This window comes from Paenibacillus tianmuensis (assembly GCF_900100345.1).
Taxonomy (GTDB): Bacteria; Bacillota; Bacilli; order Paenibacillales; family NBRC-103111; genus Paenibacillus_G; species Paenibacillus_G tianmuensis.
Genome location: NZ_FMTT01000013.1, coordinates 64397 through 82884, shown reverse-complemented (window position 1 = coordinate 82884; position 18488 = coordinate 64397). Strand labels below are relative to the sequence as shown.

Annotated in this window: 14 protein-coding genes; 12 read left to right on the top strand and 2 right to left on the bottom strand. The window is 53.9% G+C overall.

The annotated features are described in order from the left end of the window. Nucleotides 1–179 precede the first annotated feature (179 nt). Nucleotides 180–1088 (top strand): ABC transporter substrate-binding protein, encoded by a 909-nt coding sequence (locus tag BLO51_RS11070; RefSeq protein ID WP_217266725.1) that lies wholly within the window; start codon nucleotides 180–182, stop codon nucleotides 1086–1088. 135 nt (nucleotides 1089–1223) lie between these two features. Next, on the top strand, nucleotides 1224–2888 hold the full coding sequence (locus BLO51_RS11065) for a helix-turn-helix domain-containing protein (RefSeq protein WP_090671132.1): 1665 nt from the start codon (nucleotides 1224–1226) through the stop codon (nucleotides 2886–2888). Between the two features lie 200 nt (nucleotides 2889–3088). Here the strand turns inward: BLO51_RS11065 and BLO51_RS11060 are convergent, their stop codons facing one another. Together BLO51_RS11060 and BLO51_RS11055 are read right to left on the bottom strand one after the other, a co-directional pair. Beyond that, nucleotides 3089–3397, bottom strand: coding sequence for a hypothetical protein (locus BLO51_RS11060; protein WP_090671129.1), 309 nt, complete (start codon nucleotides 3395–3397; stop codon nucleotides 3089–3091). 60 nt (nucleotides 3398–3457) lie between these two features. Then, nucleotides 3458–4039 (bottom strand): aminoglycoside phosphotransferase family protein, encoded by a 582-nt coding sequence (locus tag BLO51_RS11055; RefSeq protein WP_090671126.1) that lies wholly within the window; start codon nucleotides 4037–4039, stop codon nucleotides 3458–3460. A 640-nt stretch (nucleotides 4040–4679) separates the two neighbouring features. Between BLO51_RS11055 and BLO51_RS11050 the strand changes: the two genes are divergently transcribed. The 10 genes from BLO51_RS11050 (at nucleotide 4680) to BLO51_RS11005 (ending at nucleotide 18463) form a co-directional block, all read left to right on the top strand. Continuing rightward, entirely contained in the window at nucleotides 4680–5234 is a 555-nt protein-coding gene (locus tag BLO51_RS11050) for a ferritin family protein (protein ID WP_245719625.1), read from the top strand. A 195-nt stretch (nucleotides 5235–5429) separates the two neighbouring features. Next, nucleotides 5430–6248, top strand: coding sequence for an electron transfer flavoprotein subunit beta/FixA family protein (locus BLO51_RS11045; protein WP_090671120.1), 819 nt, complete (start codon nucleotides 5430–5432; stop codon nucleotides 6246–6248). After that, nucleotides 6245–7507: an FAD-binding protein gene (locus BLO51_RS11040; RefSeq protein ID WP_090671117.1), complete on the top strand. Its 1263-nt coding sequence runs from the start codon at nucleotides 6245–6247 to the stop codon at nucleotides 7505–7507. The genes BLO51_RS11045 and BLO51_RS11040 overlap by 4 nt, the downstream gene beginning before the upstream one ends. 57 nt (nucleotides 7508–7564) lie before the next feature. After that, on the top strand, nucleotides 7565–7798 hold the full coding sequence (locus BLO51_RS11035) for a phosphopantetheine-binding protein (RefSeq protein WP_025848114.1): 234 nt from the start codon (nucleotides 7565–7567) through the stop codon (nucleotides 7796–7798). 10 nt (nucleotides 7799–7808) lie between these two features. Beyond that, nucleotides 7809–9347, top strand: a complete 1539-nt coding sequence (locus BLO51_RS11030) for a class I adenylate-forming enzyme family protein (protein WP_090671115.1) — start codon at nucleotides 7809–7811, stop codon at nucleotides 9345–9347. 45 nt (nucleotides 9348–9392) lie between these two features. Next, nucleotides 9393–10370: an adenine nucleotide alpha hydrolase family protein gene (locus tag BLO51_RS11025; protein WP_245719624.1), complete on the top strand. Its 978-nt coding sequence runs from the start codon at nucleotides 9393–9395 to the stop codon at nucleotides 10368–10370. Nucleotides 10371–10406: 36 nt separating this feature from the next. Continuing rightward, nucleotides 10407–12233 carry a KamA family radical SAM protein gene (locus tag BLO51_RS11020; RefSeq protein ID WP_090671111.1) on the top strand — a complete coding sequence of 609 codons (1827 nt, stop codon included), beginning with the start codon at nucleotides 10407–10409 and terminating at the stop codon, nucleotides 12231–12233. Between the two features lie 40 nt (nucleotides 12234–12273). Next, complete coding sequence (gene asnB / locus BLO51_RS11015; RefSeq protein WP_090671108.1) at nucleotides 12274–14049, top strand: asparagine synthase (glutamine-hydrolyzing); 1776 nt, start codon at nucleotides 12274–12276, stop codon at nucleotides 14047–14049. Between the two features lie 4 nt (nucleotides 14050–14053). Further along, entirely contained in the window at nucleotides 14054–15214 is a 1161-nt protein-coding gene (locus tag BLO51_RS11010; protein WP_090671106.1) for an acyl-CoA dehydrogenase family protein, read from the top strand. A gap of 27 nt (nucleotides 15215–15241) precedes the next feature. Then, nucleotides 15242–18463: a non-ribosomal peptide synthetase gene (locus tag BLO51_RS11005; RefSeq protein ID WP_167670179.1), complete on the top strand. Its 3222-nt coding sequence runs from the start codon at nucleotides 15242–15244 to the stop codon at nucleotides 18461–18463. Nucleotides 18464–18488 lie beyond the last annotated feature (25 nt).

Below are 18488 nucleotides of genomic sequence, written 5' to 3'. Positions count from 1 at the left end.
AGAGGGCGCTAAAAAGTATAAAAAAACCGCCTGGATTTCCATTGTGACCACATCTTCATACCCCCATAATAAATGATAATGATTATTATTATTATTAATTCCACTTTTTATTGTGTAAAGGGGTATGAAAATTGTTAAGGAGCCAAACCGTTTCCGCAAAGCTATGCCTGCTAACCATCGTGATTGTATTACTGCTAGCCGCCTGCAGCAAGCAAACCAACAATTCCATCCAGCCCACACGTGCCTTTGAGCATGAAGCCGGCGTGACGGAGGTTCCCGTTCAGCCTCTGCGGGTTGCCTCAGATCAGCATATGGGCCACCTGCTAAAGCTGGGCGTTAAACCAATTGCCGTTCGCGAGAATATGCTTAAGGAAGCCTGGATTCCATACGCGAACCTGGAGAGGGATGCATTAGAAGGGATTGAGAATTTGGGAGGATTTCCACTTAATTTGGAGAAACTTGCCTCGCTGGAGCCTGACCTGATCATTAGCGCACTCCCAAATAACCATGAGTCTTATAGTAAAATCGCACCTACGGTCCGAATCCCTTACTGGTCCAAAAGCTATACGACACCAATGGACAAGCTGCTCAAAATTGCCGAGCTATTCGACAAAACCGCAGAAGCAAATAAGTGGATCAAAGAATTTGAGGGCCAATTAAAAGACGCACAACAGAAAATTGCCGCTTCCGGGAAATTAAAAGAGGGGCAAACGGTATCCGTCATGGCCGTTTTCGACAAGAATGTGTTTGTTTTCGGTCCCAATGGGGCATATGGCGGGTACATGATCTACGATTACCTTAAGCTGAAACCGACGGACAAGGCTGAAACGCTGCGCGATAAAGAGATGGGCAGTGCCGAGCTTTCATTTGAAGCTGTCCCTGAATACATGGGCGATCATGCTTTCATTACAGTTGTGAACGAGGATAAAGCCAAAGAATTGCTGGACAGTAATTTTTGGAAAAGTATTCCGGCCGTTATGAACGATCAAGTCTATTTCTATGATTCGAAAATTTTCGCAATGGACGATCCTTACTCATTGGAAGCACAGCTTAATATTATCGTTAACCTGCTGACAAAAGCCCGTTAGCTTAAGCGCGGCAGACCTTCGCATTAGATAAATTCTCAAGCCTGTTTCCACGACCTTGTGGACAACGGGCTTCTTAGGTATCATTGGATCATTGGTGCGCCACAGCAATAGCAAGTAAAGAAAGGAAGGAAGCCTATGATCGAATTGCGCAAACTGCAGGAGCAGCCGGAGCGCATGCCTCGTTCCATTTCCTTTGCACTTCTTAATATAGAACAGTTCGATTCAGATTCACCTCAAACCATGAATTCCTTTCGATATTCTTTGAATTATTTAACATTAATCGTCATGATTAGGGGCAGCCTGCACGTTGAAGCAGATGACATGAAGGCGGATCTGCATCCGGGGGAGCTGCTTTCCCTTGTTTCAACTGCCGACATTCAACTAAACAATACAACTGCACGCCCTTTTGCCTGTTATATCATTTCCTATGCCATGCAGCGTACAGGCGATTGGGACAATTTGGACGATTTAGGTGGCTCAGGTTCTTTCCTGCCTCACCAGGATTTATGGAAGGCGCCTTGGCAGCGCCTCTCAAGAGGACTGGAGCAGCTTTGCAAAAATAGATGGAGTTCAGATCCGTTGCAGCAATTGGCCAATCACATGCACTTTCAAGAATGGATGATGTTCATTTTTACAGAACGTAACTTTCACCGTGCCAAGGAGCACGACAGCAAGAAGGCCGTCGAACATGCCCTCGACTATATGCATGCGGCTTATCATGAAGACATTACAGTCGATAAGCTGGCCGCTAAGGCTAGGCTTAGCCGTAGACAGTTTACCGAGCTGTTTCGCAAGCTCACCAATAGAAGCGTGTCCGGTTACTTGACCGATTTGAGAATTCAAGAGGCCAAGAAACTGCTGCTCGCCGGCGGCCAGTTATCCTATATTGCCCAGACTGTCGGCTACCGGGATGAGTTCTATTTCAATCGCCGCTTCAAGCAGATCGTCGGACAATCGCCCCGTCAATATGCACAGAACAAGCAGAGATTGATTCGAAGCTTCACGCTCGCATCCAGCCCTCAGCGCATTGTAGCCGATCAATATATGGGACAGTTGCTGAAGCTTGGCGTGATTCCTGTAGGTGCCCGAACGGAAATGCTAAGAAAAGAGTTAGCTGCAGCAGAGAAAAGCAGCAGCAGCTTGCAAGGCATTGTCGATCTGGGGAAAGGCTTTCCCATCAGCTTGCCCCGTGTATCCGGACTGCAGCCGGATCTGATTGTAACGCAAAATGAACACCAATATCAGCAGCTTGAGCAAATCGCACCCACGCTTCTGATTCCTTATCAAAGTACCAGTCCTTTGGAGAAGCTGCGATTGATAGGCGGCGTTCTCAATAAAACCGATTTGGCAGAGCAATGGATTGAAGACTACGAGTGGCGAATTGAACAAACTCGGGCACAAATCGTGAGTAAGCTCGGGTTGGGGTACTTTGTAACGAATTTGCTGCTATTGAATGGGCAGCTGTACGTATTGGGCCAGCATGCGGGTTACGGCAGCTTCAGCCTTTATCAAGCCTTGCAGCTGCAAGCTCCTCCCCTGCAGCGGAGGGAACTTGATGAAGCTTCGTTGAGTATTAAAATCCCGTTCTCAGCTTTGCCTGCATATGCAGGTGATCATATTTTCATATCCGTCTACGGCGACCCTTCCACGTTAACGGAAAGCGGGATTTGGCAAAGCCTCCCTGCTGTAAAGAATCGTCGTGTTTATTTTATCAATCCATACCGTTTCGCCTTTGAAGACCCGTACTCGCTTGATGAACAGCTTCAAGTAATATCATCAATATTAACTCGCCAGCTTTAATTGCACGAATTCAAGCCCAAATAACCGAAGCGATCTGCTGCTGTTTCAATTGCTGCGTGCCCGTATGCAGCCTGTACTAACCCATCTGACAGCCGAGCAAGGCGAGCGGGTGAAGGAGGCTCACCGGCAGAGCCGGGTATAAGCTTTTTTGAGGCTATCCCAACTGCTGGGCATGGCCTCATACTATCGTTTCCGCCAGATTATCCTTCCAGCACATCCGCGTCCAATTCGCCTGCAATCTCCATCATCTTGGGGATCACCGCTTCATTGGAGCCGGATACGTAAATATCCCCATGGTAATGCCGGAAAGGGATCTTGCTATCGCCGAAGCTCCACATGAAAAAATCTCCCTCAATGGACATGGTGGTAGCCCCTGTCACCGTAAACACCGGGGTATAGGCAAAGTCGGGTTTGGTCGAAAAATACCGTTTGCACTCTTCCAACGAGATGCCTTGTTCCGAAGTTCCATTTTCCTTAAATTCTCTTGTAATCCGATAACGCTTGCTCACTGAAATCCTCCCATTTCGTTCAATTTTCTAAAGTTCCATCCAAACAACCGGCCTCGGTCGTTACACCAACATAAGCGTCGTATTCAAGTATTTATTTCCGATGATGATGTCATTGACCCGCTGGATCGTCGTCTCGGTTCTGGGGACATCGGCGGTTCTATGGAACAGCAGCCATCGGAGACATGCAATCGCTTCGAACCTTAGCATTTCTTCCGTTTCGAATTCACGATGTGCTAAATAGGCATTCCGGAATGCAGAGGCCAGCATTTCTCCATTGTAGATATGGATTAGGAAGCTCGACCAAGCCAAATCGTATCTGGCGTCTCCTAATTGCGCATTGGTCCAGTCGATGATGGTGTACTTTCCTTGATTGTCCAGGATGTTGCCCAAGTTAAAGTCGCCGTGAATCAGCTTGTTTTGTTTCAGCTTGGAGCTTGTAACCAAAAGGAGCAGCTCGGCCAGGATGTCTTGATGCTCTTCAATTCCCGGATAAAAATAGGGAGTGAAATCGTATGTTTTAAGGAGTGCAGGCTCCAGCTCCTCAACCGATAATTGATGCAGTCCCAGCAACAACTCGGCGAAATCTTTTACATGTTGGCTCGTGATTGTTGAAGGCGGGCTGCCATCGTAGCTTGTTAACAATACTTAATGCCGGGAAGGGGTGTATCCCCACCCATAAGACGTTGAGACTGAAATATCTCTGTGGCGAAGTGCGGCCAGTAGGCCATGTTGAAAATGAACATCCGGACTCCAAGCTTTGTTCCATATTTTGAGTACAACGCAGTCAACGAAGCTCGTTTTTTCGACCCAAATAACCTCGTCTAGGCGCTCCACATCTGGCCTCCTTTCTCAGCCCGGACGCGATGTTCCGGAGATCTCCCGATGAAACCGAAATAAAAATGCCGATTCAAGTCTTGAAGCATAGATTCACTTGCTTGCTGCACCTCGCAACTACTATACTAAATGATTTGTAGCGAATCAATTTGCAACAGGCATTTCGCCGTCAACCGCGAATCGCAATTCAGGAAATCACATCAAACAGGTGCAGACACATCGGAGGGAAAGCACGTGAAATCAAGCTTGTTCAAAATGGCGGCATGCGCCGCGCTCCTGCTGACTCTCGGTACAGGCGCTGGCAGGTCATAATATTTACGAACACCGTCGGGGAAGGGGGAGACGCGGTTATGATGGCAGGGCGGTCCTTGGGGATGACAAGTTGCTTTTCTACGAAGGCAAACATACACTAACTCAGAGTTCATTCTTTCATCACGGAGGTCATCTCGTGTATCCATCGGTTTATTATGCTTATCCTTCGCGAAGCCACACATATCCCGTTGCAGCTGTTGGAGGGATGTCTCATGCTTCCGGCACGGGTTACCACACCCAACCGCCCACCTACAAGACCCTCCAAGAAGCGCTTCCACTGATTAAACAGGCTGTCCAGGGCGAGCGGGAAGACGAGTTGTTCTATGACTACTTAATTTCCGTTGCCCCGTCGCAAGAAGAAAAGAACATCATCGCCAGCATTCGGGACGACGAACGCAAGCACAACAAAATGTTTCGAACGATCTATCGGGACTTGACCGGCCAAGTGATTGAAACGCCGCAGAATGTATCTTTCGAGAAGCCCCGGTCTTTCATAGACGGGGTGAAGCGGGCGTTTTTCGGCGAATTGAGCGCGATGGAGAGATACCGCATCATCCGGGCGGGCATGCCGAACCGCTACTATCGCGACATGGTGTTTGAAATTCTCACCGATGAATTAAAGCATGCGGACAAGTACAACTATATTTTGAATCTGGACTTGAGCCGAAAAGTGAAAAGAGAAGAAGCTTAGTGATCATGAAAGTCAACACAAACCAAGGGGATTGTCGTCGGGGCGACAGTCTCTTTTTTAATGCCGAGCGGTGGTTATGACGTTTGCAAAATGTTAACAAAATTTGTGAAATTCATCACTACCAAAATTACCCAAAGTAGATAATAATATGAATTACGGGCCCTGATATTGTAGCATTCGGGAAGGAGGTTTTCGGTGAACATTGTAGTCTGCGTCAAACAAGTGATGCTGCACGATATGGCGGACGAAAGTAAAGAAACGGGCGATTCAAGCCGGGAAGCGAGCCGGTTAGTCAACAACGCGAACGATTATTATGCCGTGGAAGAAGCGCTGAAATGGAAGGACCGGTACGGAGGTACCGTGACGTGCCTGTCGATGGGACCGGAAAAATGCCAAGAGCAGCTTCGCGAAATCGCTGCCTTGGGCGTCGATCGGATCGTACTGCTGTCGGGCCGGGATTTTGCCGGGGCGGATACGTTGACCACTTCGTACACGCTGGCGGCAGGCATTCGCAAGCTGGGCGGCTTCCAGCTTGTACTGACCGGCGAACAGTCGCTTGACGGGGAGACCGGCCAAGTCGGCCCGAGCTTGGCAGAGCAGCTCGGCATCGTTCATGTGGCGAACGTAAGCGAAATCTGCTCTGTGCATGACGACCGGGAAATGGTGGTCAAACGGGAGCTGGAGGACCGCGAAATCACGATCAAGCTGCCCTTGCCCGCGCTGTTGTGCATCCGCAAGCATATCAATCAGCCGCGGATACCTTCGGTTCTGGGCCTCATGAAGGCAAAGACCACGCAAATCACGGTTTGGGGTCCGGACGATTTGGGGATTGAGCCCGGACGGATCGGTCTAAGCGGATCACCTACCCGGGTCGTCGGCGTCTACCACCCGGCCGGAAAGGAGAGGAAAGCCAACGGGGAAATCGTCCGCTATGCGGACAACCGGCAATGCGCAGCCCGTATTTTATCCAAAATCGGGGCCTGCGACGACAAAGGAACGGGAGTTTTCACATGAGCCAAATTCGCATTCTCCAATCGAATTGCATCGGATGCGGAACCTGTGTGCAGCTTTGTCCATTTGAAGCTTTGAGATTGCTGGAAGGTCAGGCGAATGTCGACCAAGATCGGTGCGTCGTTTGCGGCTCCTGCGTGCCGGTATGCCCGGCGGATGCGATCGTCGACGATTCCTTGCCGGATAACTTTATGCCCAGAGATTCCATGGTCGACTGGTCCATCCCCGACGAATCGGGCGTTAAGAGTAACGAGGCGTCGTTTAGCGGCATTTGCGTCTATGCGGAGCATGCCGACGGAGCGCTTGTTCCATCGGTGCCGGAGGTGATCGGGGCCGCGAGGCAATTGGCCGAAGGTACGGGACTGCCCGTATCGGCTGTACTCCTCGGCAGCGAGATCGGCCATTTAACCGGCGAGCTGCTGGAGCTGGGCGTCGATGAGGTATGGCTGGTCGACAGCCCGAATCTTCAGCCCTACGCGGAGGATGCGGAAGCCCGCTGCATGAGCGAGCTGCTGGCCGAGCTGAAGCCGGCCATCGTGCTCGGAAGCGGCACCCGGCGCGGCCGTTCGATCTTCCCGAGAGTCGCCGCAAGGCTTGATACCGGATTGTGCGCCGACTGTATCAGCTTGTCGCTTGACAAGGAAACGGGCCACCTGGTTGTCACGAGACCCGCTTACGGGGGAAGCATCGTCGCAAAAATCGTCATTCCGCACCAAAGACCGCAAATGGCGACGATCAAGGAGCATGTATTCCGATCGGCGGCCAAAGTAAGTACCCCTAGCGGCATCGTGAGGGATATGAGCTCGCAGATTCGCGTGTCCAAGACAGTGCTTGAAATTTTAGAAATTGTGAGGGGGAGAGCGGACCCCGCCAATCTGCTGCAGGCCGATACGATTGTCGCGGTAGGGCGGGGGATCAAGAAGGCGGAAAACCTGCCGCTCATCTACGAATTCGCCGATGCGATAGGGGCCAGCGTGGGAGCTACTCGGGCCGCTGTGGATCTGGGCTGGATTCACCCTTCCCATCAGATCGGCCAAACCGGAAGCATTGTGAAGCCCCGCGTCTATTTTGCCTGTGGGATTTCCGGGGCGCTCCAGCATACGGTAGGGATGGATGAAGCGGAAACGATCATCGCGGTTAATTCCGATCCGAATGCGCCTATTTTCGATCTGGCCACGTACGGGATCGTAGGCGATCTGTTGGAAGTGATTCCGGCTTTTATCGAGACGTTGAAAGTGGAGAAGCAGCAAGCAATGATATAGCCAAGTAAACCTGATTGTACCTTTATGGAAAATGGAAAAGTGCGGGAGGCGCAGACGATGACGGTACGAGAACAAATTTCCGATTATATTCGCGAGCTGACCCACGAGCCAGTAACCGATCCTTCGCTGAATCTGTTCGAAGCAGGCTTGCTGACCTCGCTGGATGTGCTGGATCTGATTTCTTTTCTGGAAGAAACGTTTCGTGTGAGCATTTCCGAGGATGACGTGAACATGGAAAGCCTCGGAACGATGAACGGTGTCGTGTCGCTGGTCGAACGGTTAAGATCATGAAGGTAGCCGTATGCTGATTCCCGACATGTTGTCCAAGGCTGCGGCAGACGATCCGCAGAAGGAAGCATTTATCGAGAAGCACAGGCGATTGACCTTTCGGGAAGCCGACGAGGCTTCTGGCAGGCTCGCGCAATTTCTGCTCTCTCAAGGCATTCGCAAAGGCGACCGGCTGGGCATCTTTTCGGCCAAATGTATCGAAGAAATCGTCGTCATCCTGGCGGCGATGAAGATGGGGGCGCTGTTCGTTCATATCAATCCCCATGTCAAAAGCGAGCAGCTTCGTCATATTGTCGCGAACTGCGGGATGCGGGCGCTGTTCGTTCATGACAGCAGAATCGGCGTTCTGAACCAAGCCGGTCTGGAAGAAAGCAGCATCAAGCTGCTCGTAAGATTATCTCAGGCGCAGGCGCAGCGCAGAGATCGGTCGGAGTACGAACATGAATATGCGCTGGAAGACATTTTACAGTGCGCGGATGCGGATTTCGCGGGCAGCCTTCAGACAGAAGCCGTGCATGAAGACGATCCGGCAGCGATCCTGTACACCTCCGGCTCCACCGGAAAGCCGAAGGGCATTGTGGTGACGCATCGTATTTTTAGCGAGGCGACGATCACTTCCGCGCAGGTTTTGGAAAACCGGCGCACCGACCGGCTGATCAGCGTGACCCCGTTTTCGTTCGACGGGGCGCTCAGTCAATTGTTCACCATGCTGTATGTTGGCGGAACCTTAGTTTTGCAAGAATCCCTTTTCCCTCATGATATCGTGGAAACGATGCTTCGCGAGCAGATTACCGGCTTCCACGGCGTACCGTCGCTTTGGAGGATGCTCCTCCAAAAACACTCTCCATTGGCGAAGCACCACTACCCTCACCTCAGATACATCTCGATTATCGGCGAACCTTTTCCCCATGATGAGCTAATGAAATTAAAGGCCCTGCTGACGCAGACGAAATTTTATATGATGTATGGCATAACGGAAGCTTTTCGTTCCACTTGCCTGCTTCCCGAAGAGTTCGAACGCAAAATCCCGTCGGTGGGCAAGCCTTTGCCCGGCGTGGACATTACCGTCGAAGACGAGGACGGCCGCTTGCGCGGTCCGGGCGAGATCGGCGAAATCGTGCACCGGGGTGCGTTCGTGTCTCCGGGCTATTGGAACGATCCGGCGAAGACGAGCGAAGTATTCCGGAACGGGGCGCTGCATACCGGCGATCTCGGAAAGCTGGACGAGGAAGGCTACCTGTATTTTGTCGGGCGCAAAGACAAGATGCTGAAATCGCAAGGCTTCCGGTTCAGTCCGGAGGAAGTGGAGGAGCGCTTGTGCCGGATGCCCGGCGTGATCGAGGCTGCGGTGATCGGCAGGCATGATCTGGATAAAGGCAGCAGCTTGAAGGCGCTGGTCGTCACGGAACTGGGGCTCGCGCTGACGGAGAAGGAGGTCATCCGCTACTGCAAATCGATTCTGCCTTATTACATGATTCCCGACACCGTCGAATTTCGCGAGCCGCTGCCCAAGACCGCCAATCTCAAAATCAACCGGTCCGAATTAAGCTAATTCAGAAAGGGGAACCCAACCGTGAAACGGTGCACCTTATGCGTGATGCCCGAAACCTACCCCGGAATCTCGTTCGATTCCGAAGGCGTCTGCTCCTTTTGCAGCAAGCAGAGCGGGAAACAGCCTGTTCCGTCGCTCCCCAAGCTTCAGGCGAAGCTGGATGAAATCATTCGCGAATGCAAGGCGCAGAACCGGAAGTACGATGCGCTGGTTGCCTACAGCGGAGGGAAGGACAGCACGTTCCTGATTCATACGCTCAAGGAAAAGTACGGGCTTCGCATGCTGGCTGTGACGCTCGACAACGGCTTCATGTCGGAATACTCGTTTGTGAACATGCGCAAGGTGCTGAACCGCTTGAATGTGGATCATACGATTGTCCGGCCCCGATACGACCTGATGAAGCAAATTTTTCTGCAAAGCTCGGCGCTCGAGGTTTATCCGACCCATCTGACGCAATTCGGCAGCGGTATCTGCATCTCGTGCATCCGCATTGTGACGAACATGTGCTTGCGGGTCGCTATCGAAAAAGGAATTCCGATGGTGATGCTGGGCAACAGCCCGGGGCAATTGATTCAATCCGAGAACGAAATTATTTTTCAGGACAACAAAATTCCGTACGAGCTGCGGAAACATTTGTTCAAGCCACTCGCGGAGCGAGTAGGGGACGACGTGTATACGTATCTCATGCTGGATAAGGACGAATACAAAACGAATCCGTTCCCTTATACGATCAACGCCTTCCCGATCATCGGGTACCAGGAGGACGAAATTTACCGTACGATCCGGGAGCTGGGATGGACCAAGCCGGAGGACGTCGATCCCAATTCGACGAATTGTCGGTTGAATTCGCTGGGGATCGTCAAGCACAAGCAGGTTCATCGGTTTCATCCGTACGATTTTGAAATGAGCTTGCTGGTGCGGCAGGGCATCATTACCCGGGAAGAGGCGCTGAAGCGCGTCGAGGACCCGGAGGAAAAAGCGCTGCGGCTCGCCGAGCAGGTGGAGGAGCAATTGCTGAGCTGAGTGTGGCCAATTCACGTTATGGGGCGGAGGCTGCTTATGGCTACTCATGAGAAAATTTCCGAGCTGCTGGACGCCAATCCGGATATTTTGCGATTGCTCGTCGACAGCGAGACGTTATCCGACGCCCGCAGCCGGATGTTCGGCTACTTGAATGAATGCGAGGACAAGGTGCGGCGAGCCGACTGCCCGTTGCATCTGTTGGAAAAGAAAAATACCCGGGACTGCATTACGGTATTCAAAAGCATTATTTCGGAAAGCAACGAGCACAAAACGAAGCACAGCTGCCTGGACACCTTATGGAAGCTGGCTGCCGAGCATTGGCGGCGGCAGGAGTGGCCCGAGGTGACGGATGCGTTTCTTGTGGAAATGAAGCACTTGTTTAAGGGGGTGATCGGTCTTTCGGGGATTTATTCGAAATCGGGCATTTGCAAGCGCGAGGTTCCCGCTTTCATGCATTTGGAAGGGCGCGAGGCAGCCGTCGTCCGGTCGGAGCTACTCAATGTGAAAGCGGATCAGTATGCCGGTTTTATCCGCAAGAACGGTTATAGAAGCGGGCTGGACGACGAGGTTGTCCGGCGTAGGCAGGAGCATCGGCAGCGGATTTTGCAGGCGTTGGGCGCGACGGAGCAGGATTGGGCGAATTACCGCTGGCAGTTCAAGCACCGCTTCCGCGATGCCGGCAAAATCGGCGAAATCATCGAGCTGACCGCCGAAGAGAAAGCGTGCATTGATGCGGCGATGGCACAGGGGATTCCTTGCGAGATCACACCGTTCTACCTGTCTTTGATGGACCCCGATTCCAAGGAGGACCGGCATCGGCACGACCGGAGTCTGCGGGCGCAGGTCATTCCGAACCGGATCTATCTGGACAAAATGCTGGAAGCCAGGCTGCTTCCGAAGGAAGAGCTGGATTTTATGCACGAGATGGACACTTCACCTACCGACTTTGTGACGAGAAGATACTCGCAGATCGCGATCGTCAAACCTTACTTATGGTGTCCGCAAATCTGCATCTACTGCCAAAGAAACTGGGAGCTGGCGGAGGATTCCTGCGGCAAAGCCGATCCGGCGATTCATAATTTGGCGGAAGCGTACGAGTGGTTCCGGGCGAACCCGGGCATTAGCGAGGTGCTGATTACAGGCGGGGACCCGCTGGCCGTCAGCACCGACAAGCTCGCGTCCATTTTGCAGACGCTTACGGACATGAAGCACATCAAGCGCATCCGCATCGGCACGCGGACACTCGTCACGGCGCCCATGCGCTTCGACGAGGAGCTGCTGGCGATTCTGCGAACGTATCACCGGCCTCCCGAGCAGACGATTACGCTGGTCACCCATGTGCAGCATCCGTATGAGATTTCGCAAGAAATGGCGGACGCGATGCGGAACATCAAGTCGCTTGGCATCGACGTGTATAACCAGCAGGTGTTCACCATGCAAAATTGCCGGAAGTTCGAGACCTGCTTTTTGCGGGAATCGCTGAAGGGAATCGGCATTTCGCCCTACTATTTGTTCAATCTGAAGGGAAAAGAGGAGACGGCGGACTTCAAGGTGCCCGTGGCCCGGCTGCTTCAGGAGCAGAAGGAGGAGGCGCGGTTAATGCCCGGACTGGTGCGGACGGATAAACCGGTGTTTAACGTGCCTACGCTCGGGAAGAACGAGCTGAACGCTTGGCAGGACCATGAGATCATTATGATTTTGAACGACGGGAGCCGGATTTACGAATTTTATCCTTGGGAAAAATATATGGCCCCGGTCAATACGTACGTGTACAAGGATACGCCGATTTACGATTTCCTGCGCCGATTGGAAGCCTTGGGGGAACATCCGGACGATTACAAGACGATCTGGTATTATTTCTGACTTCTGATCCGCCACACGGAACCGAAAGGAGGGAACCCCAATGTGCGGCATTTGCGGAGCGTACCACTATGGGAAGGAATCGCCCGTCTCGGAAGCGGTGCTGAACCGGATGAACGAGGCGCTGGCGCATCGCGGTCCGGACGGTCAGGGCGTATTCGTCGATACGTTTATCGGGCTCGGGCACAGGCGACTGTCGATCATCGATCTCCAGAACGGCAAGCAGCCGATGACGAACGAGGATCATACCGTCTGGGTCACCTACAACGGCGAGATTTACAATTTTCGCGAGCTGAAGCGCGATCTGGAGAATAAAGGCCACCGCTTCGTGACGGATTGCGACACCGAGGTCATCGTGCACAGCTATGAGGAGTACGGCCCGGACTGCGTGAGCAGGTTCAACGGCATGTTTGCTTTTGCGATCTGGGATGAGAAGACGGAGACGCTTTTTCTGGCCCGCGACCGACTGGGGGTAAAGCCGCTCTACTACAGCTTGTCCGATCAAGCGCTGCTGTTCGCGTCGGAGGTCAAAGCGATCCTGCAGCACCCGGATATCCGGGCGGAGGCGGAGCCGGCGGCCGTTCCCGAGTATTTGTTCTGCACCGCGCTTTTGAACGGGCACACGATGTTCAAGCACATTCAGTCCGTTCCGCCGGGCCATACGCTGCTGTTCCGCAACAAGACGAAGCGGCTTATTCCATACTGGGATATCGTTTTGCGACAGTCAGCGGAAGAGCCTCAGACATTCAGCGATTACAAAGAGCATACGCTCGCGCTCCTTCAAGAGTCGGTGCGCATGCGGCTGATGAGCGACGTGCCGTTCGGCTCCCTGCTTAGCGGAGGGCTGGACTCCAGCTTAATTACCGCCCTTGCTGCGGGGCATGCGTCCCACCGGCTGAAAACATTTTCGATGGAATACGGCAAGAATAGCGAGGTGGCCGGGTCGAACTCGGATACGATCTACGCCCGGCTGATGGCGGACGCCTTGCAAACCGACCATAAGGAATTTATTTTCCGGCCGGAGGACTACCACGACATGCTGGAAAAGACGACCTGGCACGTGGAAAAGCCGGTCGATCTGACGACCCCTTCCGTGTATCTGCTGTATCAGAGATTAAAAAGCGACGTCACGGTCGTCCTGTCGGGCGAAGGGTCGGATGAGCTGTTCGGTGGATATTTCTTCTTCTTGAATCAAAAGCCTGCAAGCGAGCTGACGGAATTTCCGTGGGCGCCGTATCTCCAAGAGGTGTCCGGCCTGTTGAATCCCGATGTAGCCAGGCAAACCCGGTTCAAGGAAAACGTGTCCTCGACCTTGCGCGACATGACTTCCCGTTTCGAGACGGACGACGAACTGAACAAGGTGCTGTACTTGTTCATCAAGCTCTATTTGCTGGAAATGCTGGAACGGCAGGACAAAACGAGCATGGCTTGGGGCATCGAGGCGAGAGTTCCTTTTCTCGACTACCACATCGTCGACTATGTGGCGAATATTCCATCGGCCTACAAGCTCAAGGACGGCAAGGAGAAAATTATTTTGAAAGAAATCGCCAGAGAGCTGCTGCCGGCGGAAATCGTCGAGCGGAAAAAACGGCCATTTCCGTTCCCGGTCGATCCGAAATCGGTCGTCGTCCAGAAAAACATCGCCAACGAGCTGATCCAATCGGGCAATTCCAAAATTTCCGCTTACTTCGACAAACGGGCGGCCAACGATTTTTTCAACAAAAAGAACGGGTATGAGCATATGGACAATCTGGCAATTTTCAGAACGTCGCACGCTTTAATCGCGCTTGAATGCTGGCACAAAACGTTTGGAGTGTGAGGATATGGAACTGGAATACGGGGAAGTGCGGAAGGCGGTTTTTGATACGGCCGAAACGTTCATTAAGCGAAAGGTTCGGCCTATCGCAAGCGAAACAGATGAGCACGAGCAATTTCCGCTGGAAAATATTCAGGAAATGGGACGCCTCGGTCTGCTGGGCATTCCGTATCCGAAGGAGCACGGAGGCCTGGATCTCGACTATGCGACGTATACCGGCTTCGTGAAGGAGCTGGCCAAGGCCTGCGCCTCTACCGCGATGACCGTCGTCGCGCACACCAGCTTAACCTGCAACCCGGTCAGCGCCTTCGGGACGGAGGAGCAGAAAGCGAGCTACTTGCAGCCGATGCTCTCCGGGGAAAAAATCGGCGCCTTCGCGCTCACAGAGCCCGGCAGCGGGTCGGATATGTCGTCGATGCAGACGAAGGCGGTGGAAGCGGACGATCATTATGTGCTCGACGGCGCGAAAATTTTTGTGACGAACGGCAACTATGCGGACTACTTCATCGTGCCCGCCAAGACGGCGCCCGAGAAGAAGCTGCTGGGCATCAGCGTATTTTTGCTGGAAAAAGGGATGCTGGGCCTGTCCACGTCCGGCAAAAAAGAGCGGAAGCTCGGGATGCGAAGCTCCGATACGGGCGAGCTGATTCTGGACGGAGTCAAGGTTCCTAAGACTTGCCTTATCGGGCGAAAAAATTTCGGTCTGGACATCCTGCACCAGACGCTCGTTAGCGCCAGACTGGGGATGGCGGCGATTGCCGTCGGCATCGCGGAGGAGGCCAAGCAGCACTGTATCGGCTACGTCAAGCAAAGAAAGCAGTTCGATCAATATCTTTACCATTTTCAGTCGGTGAAAAATATGCTGGCGAATATGGAGATGAATATCAACGCCGCCGATCTGCTGCTAAAAAAAGCGGCCCGGATGAAGGACAGCGGGGAGAAGTACGCGAAGGAGGCGTCGGAGGCCAAGCTGTTTGCCTCGGAGGTGGCAACCCAAGTGACGAAGGACGCGATCCAACTGTTCGGTGGATACGGCTATTCGAGAGACCTGCCGCTGGAGCGATTTTTCCGGGATGCGAAGCTGACGGAGATCGGAGACGGAACGTCGGAAATTCAGCGGTTGATCATTGCGGACGAACTCGTCAAGCGAGGAAGCCGAAGCTCTTAAGGAAACCAGGACGAAAGGATGAAACTCATGACGAAACGGGCAAAACGCAAGTACCCGGCGATTTCGCGTCAAAGCGAGCAGCCGAGCTATCCGCTTTCCTTCCAGCAGGAGCGGGTGCTGTACCTCTCCGAGCTGCTGCCGGGCAGCACGCTGTGGAACAAAATTTCCTGCAAGCGCGTGACTGGGGACATTGATTCGGAGGCCTTGCGTCAAGCGGGGGGCGACTTGATCGGCCGGCATTCGGCCCTGCGGACGAGAGTGAGCTATGAGAATGGCGTTCCGGTTCAAACGTTCGATCAGACGTTGGAAGCTATTTTCCAACGGATCGACGGTTCGGCGGAGGAGGCGGAGCTGCAGGATGAAGCGGCTTTGCGGAAGCTGGCAGAAGTGTGCCGGGAGCCGATTGACGTGAGTCGCGCCCCGCTGTTCCAAGTGATCGTCGTGCCGATGGGAGGCGCGGGAGCAGCCGAATGCCTCGTCATTTTGAAGCTGCATCATATTATTTCTGACGAGACGACGTTTCAGCTTCTCTGGCGCGATTTAAAAGCATTCTACAACGCGCGCATGGGCGTGACCGGCGGAGAAGAGCTCAAGCCGCTCGCGGTCGATTACGCGGATTACGTAAGCTGGCAGCGGTCGGCCTTCGACGAGACGCATACGCAGGAGCAGGAGGCTTATTGGCTCGGGCAGTTTCAAGGAGAGCTGCCGGTGCTCGACCTGCCGACGGATTTCCAGGAGCCGGCGCAGCTCAGCTTCCGGGGAGCGCTAGAGATCCGGGCGCTGCCGGGCGATCTGGTGAAAAAGCTGCGGTCGCTCTGCATGCGGCATAAGGTGATTCCTTTCTCGGCGTTGCTGTGCGCGTATTACGTGCTTTTGCAGAAGTGCTCCCGCCAGCAGGACGTCGTGGTCGGGACGGTATTTTCGGGAAGGCATTACAGCTCCAGTCTGGCCCAGACCGCCGGCTTCTTCGTCAACACCGTGGCGATCCGGATGGAGGTGGATGGGGAAGCGGCCTTTGACGAGCTGCTGAAGCGCGTGCACGACAAAGTCGACGAAGCGTACTACATGCAGGACTATCCGTTCGAACGGCTGATCCAGAAGCTGAACCCGGAGCGGCGCAGCGTACGCAATCCGTTGTATCGCGCCATGTTCAACCTCGTTAGCTCCACCAAGGAAAAAGAAACGTTCGCCGGTGCGGAGGAGGCTTGGGAGGAGCCGGCGCTGGATGCGACCCAAGTGGATCTGCTGCTAAACATCCATCAGCAGGATGACGCGATGGAAATGCGGTTGGAATATAATACGGACCTGTTCCGCCGGGAAACCGTCCGGCACTTGATGGAGTTATATGTGACCCTGCTAAGAAAGCTGGTGGAGCATCCCGAGGTTCAAGTGAAGGAGCTGGATATGCTGGACCCGCAGGAGCGCAAGCGGCTGCTGACCGAGTGGACCCGGACCGAGGCGGATGTTCCCCGCGAAATCTGCGTTCACGAGCTGTTCGAAGCGCAGGCGGAGAAGACGCCGGAACGCGTCGCTCTGGCCTTCGGCGAGCGGACGATGACCTACGGGGAGCTCAACAACCAGGCGAACCGGCTGGCCCGTACGCTGCGGGACCGCGGAGTTGCCGCCGAAAGCGTCATCGGGGTGATGACGGAACGGTCGTTTGCCATGGTGATCGGCATCCTCGCGGTGCTCAAAGCCGGGGGAGCGTATCTTCCTATCGATCCCGGGTTCCCGGAGGAGCGCAAGCGGTTCATGCTGGAGGACAGCGGAGCCCGCGTCCTGCTTGTTCCGCCCGGTGAGGGCGAAACAGCGGAAGTCGGCCTGCCTGTTCCGACGCTCGTGATCGAGGAGAAGGCCGAAGGGGATAGCCCGAATCTCAGCCGTGTGAGCGTCTCCAGCGATCTGGCGTATATCCTGTATACGTCGGGCTCGACCGGAAAGCCCAAAGGGGTCATGGTGGAGCATAGCTCGCTCGTCAATACGCTGGCCCATTTGCAGGGATCGTTTCCTTTGGAGCAAGAAGACGCGTATCTGCTCAAAACGTCGTTTACCTTCGACGTGTCCATGAGCGAACTGTTCGGCTGCTTCTTTACGGGCGGCAAGCTCGTCATTCTGGAGCCGGGAGCGGAGAAGGAGCCGACGAGAATCATCGAGACGATCCGGCGTCATCAAGTGACGCATATCAATTTCGCGCCGTCCATGCTGCAATCGTTTATGGATGTGGCCGAGAGCAAGGAAGCTGCTCCTGTATTGCAAAGCTTGAAATACGTATTCGCCGCTGGAGAGGCGTTAGGCGCTCACACGGTCCTAACATTTCAGTCCTTGGGGCTTCAGGCGCAGCTGGTCAATCTGTACGGTCCGACGGAGGCAACGATCTATGCAACGGGCTTCGCTTTCACGGGTGGCGAAGAGCTGCACCGGGTGCCCATTGGGAAGCCGATCGGCAACATGCGGGCGTATATTGTCGACGAGCATATGAACCTGCAGCCGGTCGGGGTGGACGGCGAGCTTTGTCTTGCCGGGAAAGGGCTGGCGAGGGGCTATTTGAACCAGCCGGAGCTGACGGCGCAAGCATTCGTAGACCATCCGTTCTGCCCGGGCGAGAAGCTGTACCGGACAGGGGATTTGGCCCGTTGGCAGGAGGATGGAAATATCGTCTTCCGAGGGCGGATCGACCAGCAGGTCAAGCTGCGGGGCTTCCGGATCGAGCTGGAGGAAATCGAGAAGACGCTGCTGCTGCATCCGTCGGTACAAGCGGCTGCCGTTGCGGTGAAAGAAGATTCGGCGGGTCTCGAATGTCTCGTCGCTTATGTCGTGACTGACGAGGAGAAGCCGGATGAGGAGTGGACCGGGCATCTCGGGCATTGGCTGCCGTCCTACATGCTTCCGACCCGTTACATGAGACTGGAAAAGCTGCCTTTAAGCACGAGCGGCAAAGTGGACCGCAAAGCGCTGCCGTCGCCGGAAGCCGCCTTGTCGCCCCAACCGGCGGACGACGCGCCTGTGACGGAAATCGAGAGAAAGCTGATCGAAATTACGGAAAACATCCTGAACATGCAAGGCATCGGCGTGAACGACAATTTCTTCCGGCTGGGCGGAAATTCCTTATTAACGATCCGGTTCGTTTCCGAAATCGAGAGCGCGTTCCAGATTACCTTGACCTTGATGGATTTTATCGATTTGCCGGTGATTAAGGACATTGCCAAAATCATCGAGCCTATGCTTCCCAAAGCCGTACCACAAGCTTAACGACAGGGAAGCCCGAAAGGTTGGT

Coding starts and splice junctions, on each gene's coding strand:
- BLO51_RS11065 (WP_090671132.1), top strand. CDS start 1,224: ATGATCGAATTGCGCAAACTGCAGGAGCAGCCGGAGCGCATGCCTCGT.
- BLO51_RS11040 (WP_090671117.1), top strand. CDS start 6,245: ATGAGCCAAATTCGCATTCTCCAATCGAATTGCATCGGATGCGGAACC.
- BLO51_RS11035 (WP_025848114.1), top strand. CDS start 7,565: ATGACGGTACGAGAACAAATTTCCGATTATATTCGCGAGCTGACCCAC.
- BLO51_RS11030 (WP_090671115.1), top strand. CDS start 7,809: ATGCTGATTCCCGACATGTTGTCCAAGGCTGCGGCAGACGATCCGCAG.
- BLO51_RS11025 (WP_245719624.1), top strand. CDS start 9,393: ATGCCCGAAACCTACCCCGGAATCTCGTTCGATTCCGAAGGCGTCTGC.
- BLO51_RS11020 (WP_090671111.1), top strand. CDS start 10,407: ATGGCTACTCATGAGAAAATTTCCGAGCTGCTGGACGCCAATCCGGAT.
- asnB (WP_090671108.1), top strand. CDS start 12,274: ATGTGCGGCATTTGCGGAGCGTACCACTATGGGAAGGAATCGCCCGTC.
- BLO51_RS11010 (WP_090671106.1), top strand. CDS start 14,054: ATGGAACTGGAATACGGGGAAGTGCGGAAGGCGGTTTTTGATACGGCC.
- BLO51_RS11005 (WP_167670179.1), top strand. CDS start 15,242: ATGACGAAACGGGCAAAACGCAAGTACCCGGCGATTTCGCGTCAAAGC.